General features: G+C 59.7%; 18 protein-coding genes. All 18 read left to right on the forward strand.

The genetic code is table 11. The features are described from left to right. Complete coding sequence (locus ACVIGB_RS40150) at positions 1-981, forward strand: PDR/VanB family oxidoreductase (RefSeq protein WP_456718513.1); 981 nt, start codon at positions 1-3, stop codon at positions 979-981. 751 nt (positions 982-1732) lie between these two features. Further along, the gene (locus tag ACVIGB_RS40155; protein ID WP_456718512.1) at positions 1733-2413 is read left to right on the forward strand and encodes a molybdate ABC transporter permease subunit; all 681 of its coding nucleotides are present in this window, start codon (positions 1733-1735) and stop codon (positions 2411-2413) included. Between the two features lie 102 nt (positions 2414-2515). Next, positions 2516-3778, forward strand: a complete 1263-nt coding sequence (locus tag ACVIGB_RS40160; RefSeq protein ID WP_456718511.1) for a serine hydrolase domain-containing protein — start codon at positions 2516-2518, stop codon at positions 3776-3778. Between the two features lie 822 nt (positions 3779-4600). Further along, positions 4601-5701, forward strand: coding sequence for a hydrogenase small subunit (locus tag ACVIGB_RS40165; RefSeq protein ID WP_456724962.1), 1101 nt, complete (start codon positions 4601-4603; stop codon positions 5699-5701). A gap of 13 nt (positions 5702-5714) precedes the next feature. Continuing rightward, entirely contained in the window at positions 5715-7505 is a 1791-nt protein-coding gene (locus ACVIGB_RS40170; RefSeq protein WP_456718510.1) for a nickel-dependent hydrogenase large subunit, read from the forward strand. A 4-nt stretch (positions 7506-7509) separates the two neighbouring features. Further along, positions 7510-8229 (forward strand): Ni/Fe-hydrogenase, b-type cytochrome subunit, encoded by a 720-nt coding sequence (gene cybH / locus ACVIGB_RS40175; protein ID WP_456718509.1) that lies wholly within the window; start codon positions 7510-7512, stop codon positions 8227-8229. Further along, entirely contained in the window at positions 8226-8825 is a 600-nt protein-coding gene (locus tag ACVIGB_RS40180) for a HyaD/HybD family hydrogenase maturation endopeptidase (RefSeq protein ID WP_456718508.1), read from the forward strand. The genes cybH and ACVIGB_RS40180 overlap by 4 nt, the downstream gene beginning before the upstream one ends. Before the next feature lie 16 nt (positions 8826-8841). Then, positions 8842-9132, forward strand: coding sequence for a HypC/HybG/HupF family hydrogenase formation chaperone (locus ACVIGB_RS40185; RefSeq protein ID WP_456718507.1), 291 nt, complete (start codon positions 8842-8844; stop codon positions 9130-9132). A gap of 188 nt (positions 9133-9320) precedes the next feature. Beyond that, on the forward strand, positions 9321-9731 hold the full coding sequence (locus ACVIGB_RS40190; RefSeq protein WP_456718506.1) for a hypothetical protein: 411 nt from the start codon (positions 9321-9323) through the stop codon (positions 9729-9731). Positions 9732-9751: 20 nt separating this feature from the next. Continuing rightward, positions 9752-10615, forward strand: coding sequence for a hydrogenase expression/formation protein (locus tag ACVIGB_RS40195; protein WP_456718505.1), 864 nt, complete (start codon positions 9752-9754; stop codon positions 10613-10615). Positions 10616-10715: 100 nt separating this feature from the next. Then, a complete protein-coding gene (locus ACVIGB_RS40200; RefSeq protein ID WP_456749292.1) occupies positions 10716-11810 on the forward strand; it encodes a hypothetical protein in 1095 nt (364 codons plus the stop codon). Continuing rightward, positions 11803-12144, forward strand: coding sequence for a hydrogenase maturation nickel metallochaperone HypA (gene hypA, locus ACVIGB_RS40205; RefSeq protein WP_456724961.1), 342 nt, complete (start codon positions 11803-11805; stop codon positions 12142-12144). Before ACVIGB_RS40200 ends, hypA begins: the two co-directional genes overlap by 8 nt. Then, positions 12144-13091: a hydrogenase nickel incorporation protein HypB gene (hypB, locus tag ACVIGB_RS40210; protein WP_456718503.1), complete on the forward strand. Its 948-nt coding sequence runs from the start codon at positions 12144-12146 to the stop codon at positions 13089-13091. The genes hypA and hypB overlap by 1 nt, the downstream gene beginning before the upstream one ends. Then, entirely contained in the window at positions 13088-15346 is a 2259-nt protein-coding gene (gene hypF, locus ACVIGB_RS40215) for a carbamoyltransferase HypF (RefSeq protein WP_456718502.1), read from the forward strand. The genes hypB and hypF overlap by 4 nt, the downstream gene beginning before the upstream one ends. Before the next feature lies 1 nt (position 15347). Next, a complete protein-coding gene (locus tag ACVIGB_RS40220) occupies positions 15348-15584 on the forward strand; it encodes a HypC/HybG/HupF family hydrogenase formation chaperone (RefSeq protein WP_456718501.1) in 237 nt (78 codons plus the stop codon). Beyond that, positions 15581-16723 (forward strand): hydrogenase formation protein HypD, encoded by a 1143-nt coding sequence (gene hypD / locus ACVIGB_RS40225; protein ID WP_456718500.1) that lies wholly within the window; start codon positions 15581-15583, stop codon positions 16721-16723. Before ACVIGB_RS40220 ends, hypD begins: the two co-directional genes overlap by 4 nt. Continuing rightward, the gene (hypE, locus tag ACVIGB_RS40230; RefSeq protein ID WP_456718499.1) at positions 16720-17766 is read left to right on the forward strand and encodes a hydrogenase expression/formation protein HypE; all 1047 of its coding nucleotides are present in this window, start codon (positions 16720-16722) and stop codon (positions 17764-17766) included. Before hypD ends, hypE begins: the two co-directional genes overlap by 4 nt. A 416-nt stretch (positions 17767-18182) precedes the next feature. Next, positions 18183-19295 (forward strand): alanine dehydrogenase, encoded by a 1113-nt coding sequence (gene ald / locus ACVIGB_RS40235; RefSeq protein ID WP_456718498.1) that lies wholly within the window; start codon positions 18183-18185, stop codon positions 19293-19295. The last annotated feature ends 377 nt before the right edge of the window (positions 19296-19672 follow it).

Raw genomic sequence — 19672 nt, forward strand, 5'->3', positions numbered from 1 at the left:
ATGCGGTTCGTTGAAAGCTGGATACCGGCAACCCTTGTCGCGACGCGCGATCTGACGCCTTCGATCCGCGAGTTGCTAATCAGACCGGAAAGATTTGATGGCGCGACCTATCCGGTCGGCAGCCATATCAATGTCGCTGTCACTATCGATGGGCGCCCAGAGACGCGGTCTTACTCGCTGGTCGGCGAAGCCGACCGAGGCGGCTATCGTATTGCGGTGCGCCGCGCCGAGGACACCCGCGGCGGCTCGCGGTACATGTGGTCCCTTGCGCCGGGTGCGCGGCTGAGCATCACATTGCCTGCCTCGTTGCTGCAGATCGACTGGGCACGCCGGCACTACTGCCTGATCGCGGGCGGCATCGGCATTACGCCACTGGTTGGGGCAGTTCAGGTGCTCGCCCGCCGCGATGCCGATTTCACGCTGCATTATGCTGTGCCCTCCCGCGAGCAAGCCACCTATTTGGATGTACTCGCCCCCTTGCTGAACGAGCGGCTTATTGTCCATGCAGGCAATGCGGGGCGCCGGCTCGATTTCGATAATCTGTTCGCCTCGCTGCCGCCCAATGCCTTGACCCTGTTGTGCGGTCCGATGCGGATGCTCGATGCCGCGCGCCGGGCCTGGGATAGCGCAGGACGAACGCTGTCCGACCTGCGCTACGAAACCTTCGGGTCGAGCGGCTCCCTGCCGACTGAAGGATTTCGGGTCCGCTTTGTCGATCGGAATCTCGAGATCAAAATTCCGCGCGATCGCTCGCTGCTGGACGTACTCAATGAATCCGGTTGCCAGGTGATTGCGGATTGCCGGCGCGGCGAGTGTGGCGTTTGCGCCATCGACATCGTCAAGATCGACGGTGAGCTTGACCACCGTGACGTCTTCTTCAGCGAGCCGCAGAAGCGCGCGAACGAAAAGATCTGTGCATGTGTCTCTCGCGCCCGGGGCACTATCACGGTCGATATACGGCACCGCCCGGACGCTCTGTAGGTCGCTGCAAACCGTTTTCGGCGGCAGGTCCTGCCTCCGGCACAACTAGCTGCATGTCGCAAGGTTGTGCGCTCGTTTATCACGGTGCGCACATGATTACCGGATGAAGGCGTCGCTGCTTGGAGGTCCTTTGCGGCAATGTCCAGCAAGGCATGAATTCCGATATTCTTGCTACCAGCCGCGTCCATTATCGTAAATGGGAATGCGGCGGGTTGTGCTTGCGTTCAGCCGCGCTCGCGTTCGAGCGAACTCTAAACGGCCGGGGCAATTTTCGAACCAGAATCCAGTTGAGGATTGCGTCGAGTGATCATGAAGCGCCGTAAGATCCAATAACAACCCTGATGGCGTCAAACTCTGCCGCATCATTGTGCCGTCGCTGTCTGCTCGGGAACAAAGATGCCGCAAACCTGACAGAGCGTAAGATCCACTCCACAGCGAACCTCCTCGTCTGTGCGTATTTTCTCACCTTGAGCCTAGGGTGCACCACATTGCGCAAGCGGCACAGAGATTGCTTGATGACGAGCGAGGAGCTGCCGCCGTCAAGACCGGTCGAAGCGGCCCCGGGACAGGAGTTTCCTATGAAGTTTGCGACGCTGCTCTTGCTCGCGAAAACGACGCGCGTCAATGTAGTGGCCGCTGCGAAGGTCCGCACCACTAAGAGGCGCTGCGCGCCCCATGCCTCGGCGCGCCGGATGTGCAGGCGATCACTGCCCCGAGGCGGCGACCGTCTCTCACTGGGGGGCTGACACCCATGGATGCGTTTTCGGCAGAGATTTTGCAATCCGTTGCGCTTACGATCGAGCTCGCCAGCGTGACGACCATGATCCTCCTGGTGATTAGTGCGCCGCTCGCGTGGTGGCTAGCGCGTTCACATACTGTTCTGCGCGAGGCGGTGGCAGCGATCATCACGCTTCTGCTGGTGCTACCGCCGACGGCACTCGGTTTCTGCGTTCTCGTGCTGCTCGGGCCCGGCGGACCGGGGGGGCTTCTCGCTTCTTTCTGGGGCGAGCGCTCGCTCGCCTTTACCTTCGCAGGAATCGTAGTCGGATCGGTGATCTCGGCGCTGCCTTTGGTGGTGCAGCCGATCCGCAACGCCTTTGTTGCGATGGGCGACCCTCCGCTGGAAGCCGCGGCGCGAGTTTCTCCGTTGCAAGCCTTCATTACCATCGGTTTGCCGCTGGCGCGATTGGAGTTGGTCAAAGCCGCTGTGATTGGCTTTGCTCATACGATCGGCACATTCGGTGTCGTGATGATGATCGGCGGCAATATTCCTGGGCGCACCAAGGTATTGTCAGCCTACGTCATAGACTACGTCCAAGCATCACGCTGGCGCGAGGCGAGTGTGGTTGCGGGCGGTATGGTGATGTTCGCTTTTGCGGTCATCTTCACCTTAGCTCTCCTCGACAGACGCGGTGCCACGAGAAGCACATGAGCGCAGGCGCGCCAGACCGGATCGAGTGGCTTTCGGCTTGTCAGACCAGACATGCCAGAGCTGGAGCAGCGCAAGCCAGCTCCGTCTATTGGCGAAGATAGAATGAACAAGCTTGTTATGGCCGCAGTGGTTGCTGAAATCAGCTTCAATTCAGTGCATTCAGCGCCTCTGCCCGAGGCTATGGCCGATGACGTTGGAGTTTCTCAGCAACGCCTTGCCAAGCTAGACGAGTTCTTCGATCGTGAGATCGAAAGCAAGCGCGTGCCGGGCGCGGTGGTTGCAATCGCCCGAGACGGCAAGCTGATTCATTACAAGGCGTATGGCCAACTTGATCCTGCAAAAGGATCGTCGATGCGGCTCGATGCGATGTTCGCGCTTGCATCTATGACCAAGCCGATGGTGGCCGTTGCCGGGCTCACCCTCATGGAGCAAGGTCGCCTACCTCTACGGAGCAGGCTCACGGATTATTACCCGGAATTCGCAAACATGAAGGTCGCGGTGCCACGGCCTGACGGTTCGTTAAAGTATCAAGCGCAGAGTTCTCCGATCTACATCCACGATCTTTATCGGCACACATCAGGTCTCACCTATGGCGTGCCTCCAGATAGTCCAGACCAAGTGGCGCGTCTCTACCCGGATTTTGCAGCCCCGCCGCTAAAGGGTGACAAGCAGGCTTTCATCCAGGCCATTACCAAGTTGCCGCTAGCGCACCAACCGGGGACGGAATTCGAATACGGCCTCTCGACCGACGTGCTCGGAGCTGTTGTGGAACAGGTCAGCGGACAACGATTGGGCGACTATCTTGCCAGCAACCTGTGGAAGCCGATCGGGATGCAGGATGCCACTTTCCATTTATCCACATCACAACGCGAGCGCCTCGCACATCCGTTTCCAGACGACCCGCTGACTGGAAAGCCTCAAGAGATCGAGCTCCTCGAAAGTCCGACAATGTTTGACTGCGGAGGAGCCTGCGCGTTTGCGACCGTCGGTGACTATGTGCGCTTCGGGCAAATGCTGCTAAACGGCGGGGAGCTCGATGGGCAGCGCATTCTCGGCCCGAAGACGGTGCGCCACATGATCTCCAACCACCTCGGGCCGGAGATCAAGAATAAGGTCGCCAATGTGGAGGCGCATCGTGCCGGCTTCGGCTTTGGACTCGGAGTGGCTGTGCGCATAAGCGAGGGTATCTCGGCGGTTCCGGGCAATCCAGGTGAGTTCACCTGGACCGGCGCTTACGGAACACAATTTTTCTGCGACCCGAAGGAGCGTCTGATCGTGGTGGTCGGAACGGCCGCGCCCGGAGAAATCCGGAAGTACTATCGCGAACAAGTCCAGTACATCGTCTATGCTGGAATACTTCGATAATTCGCCCGGCGTTGAACGAGCCCGACGACGGTTTTTGGCTAGTTGGCAACCGGCGTTGCCGCTGGACACCGATGACTGAACGTCAGCGTCAGCGCCCGCTATACTCGGCCAGATTGCGCCGGTGCTAGGAACGAACGCGACGCCTCCGGCATCGCGAAGAGACTCTCGCAGGTGAGTGCGGTGTCGTGATATGCTAAGAGGACCGCGCCTTGCCGTCGATTGGTTCGCGCGATGCACTCCTAGATGATCGCTTCAGAACATCCAGACCTTCGCGCTCGATCCCGTGGTAATGCCGAGCGGCAGCCACATTGAATGACAGACAGATCGGATCGATCCGCCCTGCAAATCAAAGCATGTACGCTGCGCGGCTCGGCATCGCGTTCTGTGCGGCGCTGGGCCGCCACTTTGGCGTGTTTCCGCAGTCGGACTATGACGCGGATCGAACCCGCCATTGGTCCGCAGAGAGCAAGTCTGATTGAGATGGACGGCTGGCGCGGTGCCCGTCAACTGCACCAACTCCTTCAACAATGGGCATGCGCGCGCGTGTTCCGATCGTGCAAAAGCGGGTATGACGTGGTCGCCCTGGATTGGCAAATCATTGTGCTGCTCTGTTGAAGTTCTCACATCGACGTTCAAAGCCCGACATCACTGGCGTGACAGGGCTCAACGGCGCGAGCCTGGGGCTTGCTGGCCGGCTCGCCGATAGGACAAGAGTCGAAAGGCTGGCTTAGCAACCAGTCAAGCGTTGCGCTCCGATGGCCTGTTTCTTGCTGCTGCGTCAGCGGTTCGTTACTGCCGACGACGACTCACATGGAAGGGTTCATGGGTGGGGCAACGGAGACGCTTTACAGCGTGATCAGACGTCAGGGCATCACGCGTCGTAGTTTCCACAAATTCTGCAGTTTGACGGCCGCAAGCTTGGGACTTGGTCCGCTTGCCGCAAGCACTATTGCCGACGCCCTGGAGACCAAGCCGCGCGTCCCCGTGATCTGGCTGCACGGGCTCGAGTGCACCTGCTGCTCGGAAAGCTTTATCCGCTCGGCCCATCCGCTGATCAAAGACACGCTGCTGTCGATGATTTCGCTCGACTATGACGATACGATCATGGCGGCGGCTGGACACCAGGCTGAAGCCATCCTGGAGGAAGCCCGCGCCAAGTATAAAGGCAAGTATGTGCTTGCGGTCGAAGGTAATCCGCCGCTGAAGCAGGGGGGCATGTTCTGCATTGACGGCGGCAAGCCGTTCGTTGAAAAGCTCAGGTCGATGGCGGAAGAGTCGATGGCGATCATCGCTTGGGGCACGTGTGCGTCCTGGGGATGCGTGCAGACGGCCAACCCCAATCCGACTGGCGCAGCGCCGATCGATCAGGTGATCAAGAACAAGCCGATCATCAAGGTACCCGGGTGTCCGCCTATCGCAGAGGTCATGAGCGGCTTGGTGACTTTCATCACGACGTTCGGAAAGCTTCCGGAGCTCGATTGCCAAGGGCGCCCAAAGATGTTTTATTCCGAGCGCATTCACGACAAATGCTATCGACGCTCCCATTTCGATGCCGGCCAATTCGTCGAAGAGTGGGACGATGAGTGCGCACGCAAGGGCTATTGCCTCTACAAGATGGGCTGCAAGGGGCCAACCACCTACAATGCCTGTTCGGCCCTTCGGTGGAACGACGGTGTTTCATTTCCGGTTCAATCCGGCCACGGCTGCCTCAGTTGCTCCGAGGACGGCTTTTGGGACAAGGGTTCGTTTTACGACCGACTCACGACCATCAAGCAGTTCGGCATTGAGAAGAACGCCGATCAGATCGGCATGGCTGCTGCCGGGGTTGTTGGGCTGACCGTCGCCGCCCATGCGGCGGTCACCGCCGTGAAGCGGTTGACCAACAAGCCGGATCGCACAGCCCACAAAAGTAGCCGGAATTGAGAAGAGGGCGACGGTGGCCGGACAGATACCAAATGGGCACAATCTCGATCGCTCCGGCAAACGAATTGTCATCGATCCATTGACGCGGATCGAAGGCCACCTGCGTGTCGAAGCCAATGTCGATTCCGACAACGTGATCCGCAATGCGGTTTCGAGCGGGACGATGTGGCGTGGCATCGAAGTCATCTTGCGCGGACGTGATCCGCGCGACGCCTGGGCGTTTACTGAGCGGATTTGCGGTGTATGCACCGGCACCCATGCGCTGACCTCCGTGCGCGCGGTTGAAAATGCGCTAGGGATCACCATTCCGGAGAATGCCAATTCGATCCGAAACATCATGCAGCTATGCTTGCTCGTGCATGATCATCTCGTGCACTTCTACCATCTGCACGCGCTCGATTGGGTCGACGTGGTCTCCGCGCTCAAAGCCGACCCCAAGTCGACCTCCGCGCTGGCGCAGTCCATCTCACCGTGGCCGTTGTCGTCCCCTGGCTATTTTAAGGACTTGCAGATCAGGCTGACTAAATTCTTCGGATCAGGGCAATTAGGTCCCTTCAAGAACGGTTATTGGGGGCATCCGGCCTACAGGCTGCCAGCGGAAGCGAACCTGATGGCCCTGGCGCATTATCTAGAAGCGCTCGACTTCCAGAAGGAGATCGTCAAAATCCAGGCCGTCTATGGCGGCAAGAATCCGCATCCGAACTGGCTGGTCGGCGGCGTGCCCTGCGCGATCAACATCGACGGAACTGGTGCGGTGGGTGCGATCAACATGGAGCGACTTAATCTCGTATCCTCGATCATCGACCGTTCGATCGAGTTTGTCGAGCAGGTCTATCTGCCCGACGTCGCAATGATCGGCTCGTTCTATAAGGATTGGCTCCATGGCGGCGGACTTTCAAGCAAAAGCGTAATGTCCTACGGCGACATCCTCGAAAACGCCAACGACTGTTCTGCGAACAATCTCAAGCTGCCGCGCGGCGTCATTCTTGATGGCAATCTCAAGGAGATATTGCCGATCGATCATAGTGATCCGGAGCAGATCCAGGAGTTCGTCACGCATTCGTGGTATCAATACCCGCGCGATTGCTGTGGACTGCATCCATGGGATGGCATCACCGAACCGAGTTTCGAGCTCGGGCCAAAAGCCAAGGGCAGTAAGACAGATATCAAGGAACTCGACGAAGGCGGCAAGTATTCGTGGATCAAAGCGCCGCGCTGGCGCGGCCACGCCGTCGAGGTCGGGCCTTTGGCGCGATACATCATCGGTTATGCGCAGGGCAAAGCCGAGTTCAAGGAGCCGACTGACAGACTGCTCAAGGGACTCAATCTTCCCCTGACGGCGATGTTCTCGACGCTTGGCCGCACCGCGGCGCGGGCACTCGAATGTCAGTGGGCGGCGCATCAGCTGCGTTACTTCCAGGATAAGTTGGTCGTCCACATTAAGGCAGGCAATACGGCAACTGCCAATGTCACAAGATGGAAGCCGGAAAGCTGGCCCAAGGAGGCCATGGGCTACGGTTTCACTGAGGCGCCGCGCGGTGCGCTTGGGCATTGGATCAGGATCAAGGACACAAAGATCGACAACTATCAATGTGTCGTGCCGACGACATGGAACGGATCTCCTCGCGATCCCAAGGGCAATATTGGCGCCTTTGAAGCCTCCCTGATCGGCACCCCGTTGGCCGATCCGCTGCGACCCCTGGAGATCTTGCGTACGATCCATTCCTTTGATCCGTGCCTGGCGTGCTCGACCCATGTCATGAGTCTTGACGGCCAAGAGATGGCTTCAGTCAATGTCCGTTAGGGCCATGCTGAACAAGGCTCCGCAGCCCCCCGCTGCCGTCGATGCGGCACCGACCGAGCGCAGTATCGGCCGTCGCGGCGCCTACGTTTATGAAGCGCCGGTGCGACTGTGGCACTGGGTCAATGCGGCGGCCATTCTGATGCTGGCCCTAACCGGCTATCTGATTGGAACGGGCACACCGGCGATGTCGGGACAGGCAAGCGGCTATTTCCTGTTCGGCTATATCCGATTTGTGCATTTCTCTGCGGGATATGTGCTCAGCGTCGGCTTTCTTCTGCGCATTTACTCGGCTCTGATTGGAAATCGGCATGCCATGCAGATCTTTTACGTTCCGCTCTGGCGCGGGTGCTTTTGGCGCGAAGTGCACCACGAGATTCGCTGGTACGCGTTCCTTGCAGTTGAGCCCGACCGACGCGTCGGGCACAACCGCCTGGCTCAGCTCGCAATGTTCCTTATGTTTACGCAAACGATCACGTTCATGATCGTCACAGGCTTTGCACTTTATGGGCAGGGCGCCGGTAGCGACAGTTGGCAGGACAGGCTGTTCGGCTGGGTGTTTTCAATCTGGCCGAATAGCCAGGACGTCCATACCTGGCATCATCTCGGCCTGTGGGTGATCTTGGTCTTTGTTCTGGTTCACATCTACGCAGTGATCCGGGAGGACATCATGTCGCGCCGGAGCATCTCCTCCATGATTTCGGGTGAGCGCGAGTTTCGCGATTGAATGGCACGCGGTTACCAGTTCCGGAGAACAAGCAGCGGATCCTTGTGCTTGGCATCGGCAATATCCTGTGGGCCGATGAGGGGTTCGGCGTGCGGGCGGTAGAGGAGTTCCATCGCCGCTATGTAGTCGCTGACAACGTCACCATCCTTGATGGCGGCACGCAGGGGCTCTACCTCGTGAGCTATCTTGAGCAGGCCGATTGCCTGATCGTGTTCGATGCCATCGACTTTGCACTCCCGCCCGGAGAGTTGAAGCTCATGCGGGATGCCGAGGTGCCAAAATTTGCTGGTGCCAAGAAGATAAGCCTACATCAGACCGGCTTTCAGGAGGTCTTGAGTGTGGCCGATCTGCTTGGCCGCTGCCCGCGACACCTCGTTCTCATCGGATGTCAGGCGCTGGACCTGGAGCATTGGGGCGGTCCGCTGACAGCTCCGGTGCGCTTCCAGATTGCGCCGGCGATTGAACTGGCTTGCAAACTCCTGGCACAGTGGGGCTCGCCGGCCACACTGCGAACGGCGCCGCTGCCTGCATCAGAACGGTTGTTGGCGAACAATATCGACCATGCAAGTTATGAGATGGGAGCGCAGCCGATCTAGCGGCTCGCGATTGATCATGTGCCTTGGTTTGCCAATGACGATTATTGAGACGGACGACATCACGGCACTTTGTGAGTACCGCAATGAACAGCGGCGTGTCTCGGTCATGCTGCTCTACGGGGCCCCGGTCGGCGCCAGGGTGCTCGTTCATATCGATAGCGCCGTGCGGCTCTTGGATGAGGATGAAGCAAGGCTGATCTCGGAAGCACTCGACGCGCTTGACGCCAGCCGTAACGGCCAGGACTGCGATCCCTTCTTTGCAGACCTGATCGGTCGTGAGCCGCAATTGCCCGAGCACCTACGTTAGCGGTTCTGCTGCCGATGTTGCGGTGACTGCGCCTGCCCGCAAATCGATCAATCGCGCGCACCTTCTGCATGGAAAGGTCAAATGCTTCGATCGATTGATTCCAGTCTCCCTCACAGCGAGGCGATGATTGGCACGTGCCTTGCTACATCCCACCTAGCTCAAACTAAGGACTATCAGAAAGGAGCCTGATGAAGTTCCAGCCGGCGCGGCATGATCTCGCACCCTGTCCGTCCGAGGTGGAGAGCATCGGCGCGGATGCACGCCTGGTCACGCACGCTTCCGCGAACGCGCCCGAAGTGCTGCTGGCGGTCGATGCCGTACATTCGCGCCGGGCCATCCATGTCGCATTATGCCTTCCTGAATTGATCGAGGCTTTTCGGCGTCGCGTGCATGGCGCAGTGCCTGCGCATGCGTTGGCTGGAAAGCTGGTCGGACGGCTCGGCCTGCGTCGTCGATCGACGCTGATTTTGTGCCATCGGCACGATACGCTCTGCCTCATCGGCAGGCGTCTGGTCCGTTTGGTCAAGATCGACTGCATCCTCGTACCGATCGTTTGGCTGTACGCTGGTAGCATTTGTGCCGGCAATGCCTCCCGATAGATCCAACGGGACATCGCATCATGAAGACAGCGGTCCGGGTCGTATCCGAGGACGCCGAGCAGGTGGTGAGCAAGTCTGCCACGGGCACGGAAAGTCTCGATGTATTCCATAGCGGGCTGACGACTATAGAGGCGCTAGCCAAGTGCGCCCGGCGCGACGGCAACGAGCTTGCAAGGAACTATCCGAATGCCACGGTGCTGTTGTCGAATGTCGCCGCTGCCGCTCGCGGCCAGAGGCAGAGCACTCGGACGCAGCTGTACGGCCTCGCCAATCTCAGCGAGCTCGAGCGCAAGCTGATTGGCGAAGTGTTCGGCGAGGGCGAGGTCGCCGGCGTGGTTGCGTTGCCAGATGGCTCTTTTGCGCAACTCCGGGAGGCGGTCCTTGCGGGAATCTGGCGCGTGCGTATCGGGTCCGAGCCGACCCACGAATATGTTGAGGTTGGGGCAATCCCGCAGATTGTGCAGCGCGCCGCAACTGACCTAACGTCTGGCGATCTTGTGATTGGCGCGGCGCCGGACGGCGCCATCAACGTGCTCCCGGTGCTAGCGGAAATACGGGAGCGGGCGCGTGTCTGGCGGTCGGGCATGCGAGCGCATGTTATCAATCTGACGTTGCTGCCGATGAGTGCTGTGGACTTGGCGTTCCTGCAGCAAGGTTTGGGCAATGGTCCGGTCCAGCTCATCTTCCGCGGTTACGGCACATGCCGCGTGCAGGCGACCGGGGTGAGGAACGTCTGGTCGGTGCAGTACTTCAATTCTTTGGACAACGTCATCCTTGATACGGTGGAGGTCGGAGACGTGCCGATCGTTGCCTTGGCTGCCGACGAGGATTTCGAGGACTCCGCCGAGCGCCTGCAGGAAATTATGGAGACATACTTCACATGAAGAACTCAAAGAATGCTTGGAATCCGGTGGGATCTCGCAGATTGCGCGCGGACGGCTGCTGCCGACATGTCTTGTGCGAGCTAATGACGCAGCGGTGCATATGAGCTTCGCGATCGGCAACAAAATCGATGTCACGGTCTGGCTTGCTGCCGATGTAGTTGACGCGGTCGAGATCCTGCCGCGGGTCCGGCCACCGCTCGCGCGGCTGTTCGCTGGCAAACCGGCCTCGTTGCTGCTCAAACAGATCCCGCGGCTCTTCGCATTGTGTGCCGTTGCGCAGCAAGCGGCACTGCTGTCTGCGATCGAGACGGCGCGCGACGAAGCGATCAGCCCCACGACAAGGCAGCATCGTGTTACGCTGGTCGTCGCCGAGCGCATCGCGGAATTGCTGCGGGGCCTCTTGGTCGGACATCTTGCGCAGGACACCGCAAGTGCCGCCGCGATTCGCTCCGTGATGCGGGGAATGTCAGCACTAATCAGTAGCGGACAACGGGCCTGCGGTCCTGCTCGACGCGAAGCGACGGCGAGAATTGTGGCTGGGCTGGCCGCGATCGGCATGCCGAACGGAGATGGCGCGCCCAAGCCGGGCAGCCCACTGGCAATCCGCATAGCCGCGCTGGACGAGATCGACCTGAAATCGATCCGGATCGCGCACTCGTTCCTGTCCGCTGCCGACGACCGCAACATCATCGAACGGCTGCTCGGCGATGACCCGACATTTTGCCATTGTCCCGACCTTGGGGGGCGTGCGCCCGAGACGGGTCCATGGGCACGCCAAATGACGCGTGATCGGCTCTGGCTGGGTCGGTCGGGTGCGGTCGAGCGGCTGAAGGCCAGAATTGCAGAAATCGTTCGGCTATGCGATTGGCTCAAGTCCGGTGCTCATATCGACTCGGCTGAGCCTGGGATCATCAAAAGCTACAGGTTGGGGCCGGGACGCGCCGCGACCGCGGTCGAATGCGCCAGGGGCAGGCTCTATCATGCGGTTGAGCTTGATCCTCAGGGCCAGATATGCCGCTTCGAATTTCTCGCTCCGACGGAATGGAATTTCCATAGAAACGGACCGCTTGTTCGGAACCTGCAGGGCGCGGTGCTGACGGCGAGACGGTATCGGAAAGCGGTTCGTGCGGTGATTGAATCGCTTGATCCCTGTGTCGGATTCACACTCAGGTTTCGCAAGGTTGACGATGCATGAAATGGCGATTTGTCTGGGCATCATCCAAATCGTCGAGGAGGAGGTGCGTCACCGATCGTTGTCGCGGGTGCGGAGCATCTGTCTGGAAATCGGGGCGCTGAGCCATGTCGCGCCCGAAGCGATCAGGTTCTGCTTTGCTGTCGTTGCGACACGAACGATTACCGAAGGTGCAGCCCTTAAAATCCTCGAACTCCCGGGCATCGCCTGGTGCATCAGCTGTTCAAACAGCGTCGAAATTGCTCGCCGCGGTGAGCGCTGCCCTCGCTGCGGCAGCTATCAGTTGCAGGTAACCGGGGGCGATCAGATGCGAGTGAAAGAACTGGAGATCGATTGATGTGTACCGTTTGCGGTTGCAGCCAAGGGATGTCTTCGATCGAACTTGCCGGAGCGCGTGATCTGGAGAGCCAAGGGCGTTGCTATCCTCATGGGCAGGACGATTGCGAGCGCCATGACGCACATTGTCACGGCGACGAGAGCGTGCAGCATTCATCCCATGCCCGCCACAGCCGTGATCACAAACAGTATCAGACGGATGGTCGGCAAGCGCGTGTGAGCTGCGGCGCGGGCCCGGCTGGATTGAAGGTCGTGAACATGAACAGCGAACGCATCATTCGGGTCGAGCGGGACATCCTCGGCAAGAATAATGCGATCGCAGCCGACAACCGGACGCTCTTTGCGGCCGATGAGCTGCTGGTGTTTAATCTTATGTCGAGTCCCGGAGCAGGCAAAACCTCGCTGCTCGTCCGCGCCGTATCCGAGCTCAAGCGCAGCTATCCGACCGGAGTCATCGAGGGCGATCAGCAGACCTCAAACGATGCCGAACGCATTCGAGCGGCCGGCGTGCCAGCTATTCAAGTCAATACGGGTAAGGGCTGCCATCTCGATGCTGCAATGATTGGCGAGGCTTATCGCCGCTTGCCGCGGCTCACGCGCGGTATTCTCTTCATCGAGAACGTCGGTAACTTGGTCTGTCCCGCGGCCTTCGATCTTGGCGAGGCCTGCAAGATCGTTGTGTTGTCGATGACCGAAGGTGAAGACAAGCCGCTGAAATATCCTGATATGTTCGCGGCTTCTTCACTCATGGTGATCAACAAGATCGATCTAGCCTCATGGCTTGAGTGCGATCTGGACAAGACCATTGGATATGCCAAACGCGCCAATCCAAAGATCGAAGTGCTTACGGTTTCGGCCCGTACCGGCGAGGGTTTTGGCGCGCTCTACGCGTGGATTGATAGACAGGTGGCCCACCAAAGGCACGCCGTAGAGGACGCCAGGCGATGAGCGCCGCAACCATTTGCGACCGAACACGACTGCGCGTGCGCGTGAGAGGGGCGGTGCAAGGGGTCGGCTTTCGTCCCTATGTCTATGGCCTCGCTACGCGGTACGGATTGGCAGGATTTGTCGTCAACGGCCCGGAGGGCGTCACAATCGAGGTCGAAGGTGGCCGTGCGTCGGAATTTGTTGCCACGTTGCCGCTCGAGGCGCCTCCGTTGGCACGCATCGAACACATCTGCGTTCAGGAGACGGCGCCGCTCGCGACAGAAGACTTTTCGATCGGCGCGAGCGAAGGCGGTAAATCGTCAACGCACATCATCGCCGACGCCGCGACCTGCGGGCAATGCCTCAGTGAGCTATTCGATCCAGAGAATCGCCATTACCTTTATCCCTTCATTAGCTGCTCTCATTGTGGTCCACGCTACACTATTGCCGGACGGCTCCCATACGATCGCAACAACACGGTGATGAAGGCGTTTAGGCTGTGCGCCGCCTGCACGGCCGAATATGCGGATCCGGCGAGCCGCAGGTTTCATGCGGAGGCGATCGCGTGTCCAGAATGCGGCCCTCGGCTTAGCCATGGGATCGACGCCATTGTCGCTGCAATCGCAGGCGGTCAAGTCGTAGCCATAAAGGGTCTCGGCGGTTACCAGCTCCTCTGCGATGCCCGTAACCAGGACGCTGTGCAGCGACTGCGCAGCAGAAAGCAGCGCCGTCAGAAGCCGTTCGCAGTTATGCTCGGTTCCATAGAGCGCGTCAACGAGATCGCGGAAGCGAACGCTCTCGAGCTCGCGCTGCTCGAATCCGTAGCGCGGCCCATTGTCCTTCTAACTTCGCGCAAATGTCTGGCGCCCGCCATAGCGCCCGGCTTGTCTCGCGTTGGTGTCATGTTGCCGGTAGCCCCGCTGCATCATCTGATCTTTCATGCGCTTCGCCCGACAAGAGCATGGATTGCAGAACCAAGCCCGGTCATCGTCGTCACCAGTGCTAATCCTTGTAGCGAACCTCTCCTGATCGACAACGCGCAGGCGCTGCGCCGACTCGAGGCGATCGCCGATCTTGTCGTGACCCATGATCGGGATATTTTAACCCGTGCTGATGACTCCGTGGTCGCGGTGGTGGCTGGCCGCTCCAAATTCATTCGTCGCGCTCGTGGCTATGTTCCCGAACCGATCCGACTTGCGCAGTCTGTGCCGCCTGTGCTCGCCGTCGGCGGCGAGCTGAAATCGACCGTCACCATCACGCGCGACAACCAAGCGTTCGTCTCCCAACATATTGGCGACCTCAATACGCCCGAAGGCATCCGTGTGTTCGAGGGGACGATCCGGCACCTCGCATCGATCCTTGACGTAGAGCCTGTCGTCACCGCCCATGATCTGCATCCCGACATGGCATCCACCCGCTTTGCGCAAGCAAGCGGCCGCGCGCTAATTGCGGTCCAGCACCACCACGCACACGCTGCCGCCGTGATCGCTGAACATGGTCATGCGGGACCGGCGCTTGCTCTGGTGCTCGACGGCCATGGTTTTGGCTCGGATGGCGGTAACTGGGGTGGCGAGCTATTGTTGTGCGAAGGCGCGATGTGCCGGCGCATCGGTCATCTCGCGCCGCTGCAAATACCTGGTGGTGATCGCGCAGCCCGCGAGCCGTGGCGCATGGCGAGCGCGATACTACACTGGCTCGGACGGGGTAACGAAATCGCGCCGCGCTTTGCAGGGCAACGGCAAGCTGGATGTATGTCGGCCTTGCTCGATCAGTCGGGCGGGGCCACCACGACCAGCGCGGGCCGGTTATTCGACGCGGTGGCGGCGCTGCTGGGGATTGTGAGTTGGCAGAGCTATGAAGGGGAAGCCGCGATCAAGCTCGAGGCGCTAGTGCGGCGGACTGCGATTCTAGAGGCCGGATGGGCGATCGATGGTGGCGTGCTGTCGCTTCGTCCGCTGTTTGCGCGGTTGATTGCAGACGACATTGACGCCGCGGGTGGAGCCGGCCTGTTTCATGGCACCTTCGCCGCCGCCTGCGTTGACTGGGTCATGCGCTCCGCGCGGACAACCGGCGTCAATACCGTCGTTCTGAGCGGGGGCTGCTTTCAGAACGCGGTACTGATGGATGAAATCTGGCGCGGGTGCTGCGCTGCCGGCCTGACCCCGCTGGTGCCACAGCGGGTGCCCCCCAACGATGGTGGTTTGAGCCTTGGCCAAGCCTGGATTGCCGCTCTGCAGATTGCTGAACAGTCGTCCGCCAGCGAAGGGAGAGCCTGATATGTGTCTTTCGGTTCCAGCAAAGGTCGAAAAAATTCTTCCCGACCACATGGCCGTCGTGTGCATCGATGGTGTTAGCCTGGAGATATCGATTGCTCTTATCGACGAGCTCGACGTCGGCGATCACGTCCTTGTTCATGTTGGGTATGCGCTGGCCAAGATCGATCCGATAGAAGCCAAGCGCACGCTGAATCTCCTGCAGGAGCTAGGCAGAGCGGGGCAGGAACTCCGGTCATGAAATATGCTGACGAATTTCGCGACAAGACCATTGCGCAGGGGCTCGCCGCTGCGATTAAGGCCGAAGCCGATCGGCAAAAAGCCTATCGGTTCATGGAATTCTGCGGCGGACACACTCATGCGATCTCACGCTATGGCCTTGAGGATCTGCTGCCCGCGAATGTGCGCATGATCCACGGGCCCGGTTGTCCGGTCTGTGTTCTACCTGCCAGCCGGATCGACATGGCGATTCGTCTCGTCGAGCGGCCGGAGGTCACCCTTTGCGTCTACGGCGACCTGATGCGGGCGCCTGGCTCGCAAGGACAGTCCCTGTTGCGAGCCAAGTCGCTCGGCGCAGACATCCGGATGGTCTACTCGACGCTCGACGTTATCCGGATCGCCGAACAGGCGCCGGGTCGCGAGGTTGTGTTCTTTGCCATCGGATTTGAGACCACCACTCCGCCGACGGCCGTGATGATCCGGATAGCCGAGCAGAAGCGGCTGAGGCGCCTTAGCGTGTTCTGCAACCACGTGCTTACACCCTCTGCGATGCAGAGCATTCTTAAGAACCCGAAGATCCGCAATATCGGAGGGACCGCAATCGATGGTTTCGTCGGGCCTGCACATGTCAGCACGATCATCGGGACGCAGCCTTACGAGCTCCTGGCGGAACAATTCGGCAAGCCGATCGTGATCGCCGGATTTGAACCGCTCGACGTGATGCAGGCGATCCTGATGCTGGTGCGGCAGGTGAACGAAGACCGCTATGACGTGGAGAACCAATACAGCCGTGCAGTAAGGCGTGAAGGCAATCGGCGCGCCAAGGACGAGGTCTCGCAGGCATTCGAATCGCGTGAGCAGTTCGAATGGCGCGGGCTCGGTTTCGTACCAAATAGTGGACTGAAGCTGAAGCAGGCCTATGCGCGGTTCGACGCGGAGGCGCGTTTTGCGATGCACGAACTGCGTGTCGCCGACAATCCGGCGTGCGAGTGCTGCGCCATCCTGCGCGGCGCCAAGCGGCCAGTCGACTGCAAGCTGTTTGGAACCCTCTGCACGCCGGAAACTCCCATAGGATCCTGCATGGTCTCATCGGAAGGCGCTTGTGCGGCGTATTGGACATATGGCCGGGTTCGCGATGATCAGGTGAGGCGAACGTCATGAGCATACAGGGCTATCAACGCAAGCTCGATCTCGAGAACGGACGCGTTGATCTTTCCCATGGCGCCGGGGGACGAGCCATGGCACAGCTGATCTCCTGCCTTTTTCACCGAGCCTTCGGTAATGAATGGCTTGCCCGCTGCAATGATCAGTCGGCCTTTGACGTTGCGACGGGTAAGATGGTGATGACCACCGACGGTTATGTGGTTTCGCCGCTGTTCTTTCCCGGCGGCAATATCGGCTCACTCGCTGTGCACGGGACGATTAACGACGTCGTGATGTCCGGCGCGCGGCCCCTCTATCTGTCGGCCAGCTTCATCATCGAGGAGGGTTTCCCGCTGTCTGATCTGAAGACGATTGCGGATTCGATGGGCGCGGCAGCGCGCGGCGCGGGCGTTTACATCATTGCCGGGGACACTAAGGTCGTCGAGCGCGGCAAGGCCGATGGTCTGTTTATCGCCACGACCGGGATCGGGGCTCTGGCCCATGAATTCGATCTCTCCGCCGATAAGGCCATGGTCGGGGACCGTGTGCTGGTGTCCGGCAGCCTTGGCGACCATGGCGTTGCAATCATGTCAAAACGCCAGAACGTCGCGTTTCAAACCGAGATCGTGTCGGATTCCGCGGCGTTGCATGACCTTGTCGCGGTCATGATTGCGGCTGGCGGCGCCGGCATCCGGGTGATGCGCGACCCAACGCGCGGGGGTCTTGCGGCAACCCTCAATGAGATTGCGCATCAATCGGGCCTTGGCTTCCGTCTACAGGAAGCAGCCATTCCGGTGAAGCCCGCGGTTGCGGCGACCTGCGAACTCCTTGGGCTTGATCCGATCCATGTCGCTAATGAAGGCAAGCTCGTTGCGATCGTTGCGCCCGATTTGGCCGATGCAGTGCTTGCGGCTATGAAGGCGCATCCGCTCGGATGCGATGCTGCTGATATTGGCGAGACGGTAGCTGACGATCACAAATTTGTGCAGATGGCGACCAGTTTCGGCGGCGGACGGATCGTCGATTGGTTGTCAGGCGAACAGTTGCCTCGGATTTGTTGAACAAACCACGCCCATTTGCGACAAGCATGAAGGCGTCAAGCGTGCGCATCGCCGTTCTGGGGACCAGATTGATGATCAATGGTCATTTGGCCATCAGCGGTGGCAAACAATCCAGCCTCTGGGCAAATCCTGCCTCACTGGCAGACTACGACGTTCGCTCTTTAACAAGGTCGGCAAGACTGGAATCGTTGTTAGCTTTTCCACGAGCCGAGGGCCTGATTAAACGAGTCATCGCATCGCGGAGTACGACGGTTAAGCTTAGCGAGCACGGTCGCTCAACCCACTCGGCATCGGCTTGTTCGAAAACCTGCGCGGCTGGTCAAAGATCGCTGAATTCCTGCGCAATTTGGGCTGCTGCGTCGCAATATCGCTGCGCTCTTTCAATTAGAAAGGCGCACTAGGCAGGGAGTTTGCAAATGAAGGTCGGAGTTCCCAAGGAAATCAAGGCACACGAATATCGCGTGGGCCTGACCCCTGGAGCCGTCCGCGAATACGCGGCAGCGGGCCACCGCGTAATGATCGAAACCAATGCCGGCGCCGGCATTGGCGCAACCGATAACGATTATCGCAGCGCCGGCGCAGCGATTCTGGATTCTGCAGTTGAGGTATTCGCATCGAGCGAAATGATCGTGAAGGTCAAGGAACCTCAGCCGTCCGAATGGAGCCAGCTGCGGGAGGGCCAGATCCTGTTCACATATTTGCATCTGGCGCCGGACCCGGAGCAGGCCAAGGGGCTTCTAAAATCGGGTTGCACCGCGATCGCCTATGAGACCGTGACTGATGGGCATGGTGGTCTTCCGCTGCTGGCTCCGATGAGCGAAGTCGCAGGTAGGCTCGCGGTCGAAGCGGCGGGTAGCGCCCTAAAGCGCAGTGCAGGCGGACGAGGGCTGTTGATCGGTGGCGTGCCCGGTGTTCAGCCGGCCCGCATCGTGGTGATCGGTGGTGGCGTCGTTGGTACGCACGCGGCACGGATGGCGGTCGGTCTGGGTGCAGAGGTGAGCATCATCGACCGCTCGATACCTCGGTTGCGCGAGTTGGATGAGCTATTCGAAGGGCGCGTTCGAACCAGGTTTTCGACCATCGAAGCTGTGGAGGAAGAGGTATTTGCGGCCGATGTTGTGATTGGTGCCGTGCTCGTTCCAGGTGCGAGTGCGCCGAAGCTAATCCGCCGGAGCATGCTGAGCTCGATGCGTAAGAGGGCCGTGCTTGTGGATGTCGCTATCGATCAGGGCGGCTGTTTTGAGACGTCGCACCCAACCACTCACGCCGATCCAACCTATGAAGTGGATGGCATCATTCATTATTGCGTGGCCAATATGCCCGGCGCCGTGCCGCTCACCTCGAGCCAGGCACTAAATAACGCCACGCTGCCGTTTGGCTTGGCTCTGGCCAACAAAGGGTTTTCCGCCGTGGTGGAAAATCCGCATTTGCGTGCAGGCCTCAACGTCCATCGAGGCCGGCTGACTTACAAGGCGGTGGCCGACAGTCTCGGGCTCCCGTTCTCACCGATCGAGCAGGCTGCAGCCTGATCCCAGAGGCCCCTACGGGCGTTTCCTCCCTGACTTGGGCCACCCTCCGGGGTGGCTTTTTTTCGGCTCTATCAATCTGCTGGGGTCCGCTGAGATTTATTTGCGACGCCGATCGCGGCCGTAATCTGCGAGATTTGAACATTTGCGTGCGCCGGCTCGGCCAGGAGGCCCTCGATCACCGGAGCGGTTCCATTTAGTGCCATCGCGACGATTTTTCTGGTTGCGATATGGAGACGTTGCTTGAGCCGATGACGACGTCGCCCGATTGACATCGTGGTGCCTTCGCTGCCGCTGTCTGGGCGAGCAGAACCATCACCAGAGGGCGATCTGCGATCCCCCCGAGACGGTGGCACGGCTACAATCGATACCACTTCAAA

It is taken from the genome of Bradyrhizobium sp. USDA 4341, from assembly GCF_054063755.1.

Coding starts and splice junctions, on each gene's coding strand:
- ACVIGB_RS40150 (WP_456718513.1), top strand. CDS start 1: ATGCGGTTCGTTGAAAGCTGGATACCGGCAACCCTTGTCGCGACGCGC.
- ACVIGB_RS40155 (WP_456718512.1), top strand. CDS start 1,733: ATGGATGCGTTTTCGGCAGAGATTTTGCAATCCGTTGCGCTTACGATC.
- ACVIGB_RS40160 (WP_456718511.1), top strand. CDS start 2,516: ATGAACAAGCTTGTTATGGCCGCAGTGGTTGCTGAAATCAGCTTCAAT.
- ACVIGB_RS40165 (WP_456724962.1), top strand. CDS start 4,601: ATGGGTGGGGCAACGGAGACGCTTTACAGCGTGATCAGACGTCAGGGC.
- cybH (WP_456718509.1), top strand. CDS start 7,510: ATGCTGAACAAGGCTCCGCAGCCCCCCGCTGCCGTCGATGCGGCACCG.
- ACVIGB_RS40185 (WP_456718507.1), top strand. CDS start 8,842: ATGTGCCTTGGTTTGCCAATGACGATTATTGAGACGGACGACATCACG.
- ACVIGB_RS40190 (WP_456718506.1), top strand. CDS start 9,321: ATGAAGTTCCAGCCGGCGCGGCATGATCTCGCACCCTGTCCGTCCGAG.
- ACVIGB_RS40195 (WP_456718505.1), top strand. CDS start 9,752: ATGAAGACAGCGGTCCGGGTCGTATCCGAGGACGCCGAGCAGGTGGTG.
- ACVIGB_RS40200 (WP_456749292.1), top strand. CDS start 10,716: ATGAGCTTCGCGATCGGCAACAAAATCGATGTCACGGTCTGGCTTGCT.
- hypA (WP_456724961.1), top strand. CDS start 11,803: ATGCATGAAATGGCGATTTGTCTGGGCATCATCCAAATCGTCGAGGAG.
- hypB (WP_456718503.1), top strand. CDS start 12,144: ATGTGTACCGTTTGCGGTTGCAGCCAAGGGATGTCTTCGATCGAACTT.
- hypF (WP_456718502.1), top strand. CDS start 13,088: ATGAGCGCCGCAACCATTTGCGACCGAACACGACTGCGCGTGCGCGTG.
- ACVIGB_RS40220 (WP_456718501.1), top strand. CDS start 15,348: ATGTGTCTTTCGGTTCCAGCAAAGGTCGAAAAAATTCTTCCCGACCAC.
- hypD (WP_456718500.1), top strand. CDS start 15,581: ATGAAATATGCTGACGAATTTCGCGACAAGACCATTGCGCAGGGGCTC.
- hypE (WP_456718499.1), top strand. CDS start 16,720: ATGAGCATACAGGGCTATCAACGCAAGCTCGATCTCGAGAACGGACGC.
- ald (WP_456718498.1), top strand. CDS start 18,183: ATGAAGGTCGGAGTTCCCAAGGAAATCAAGGCACACGAATATCGCGTG.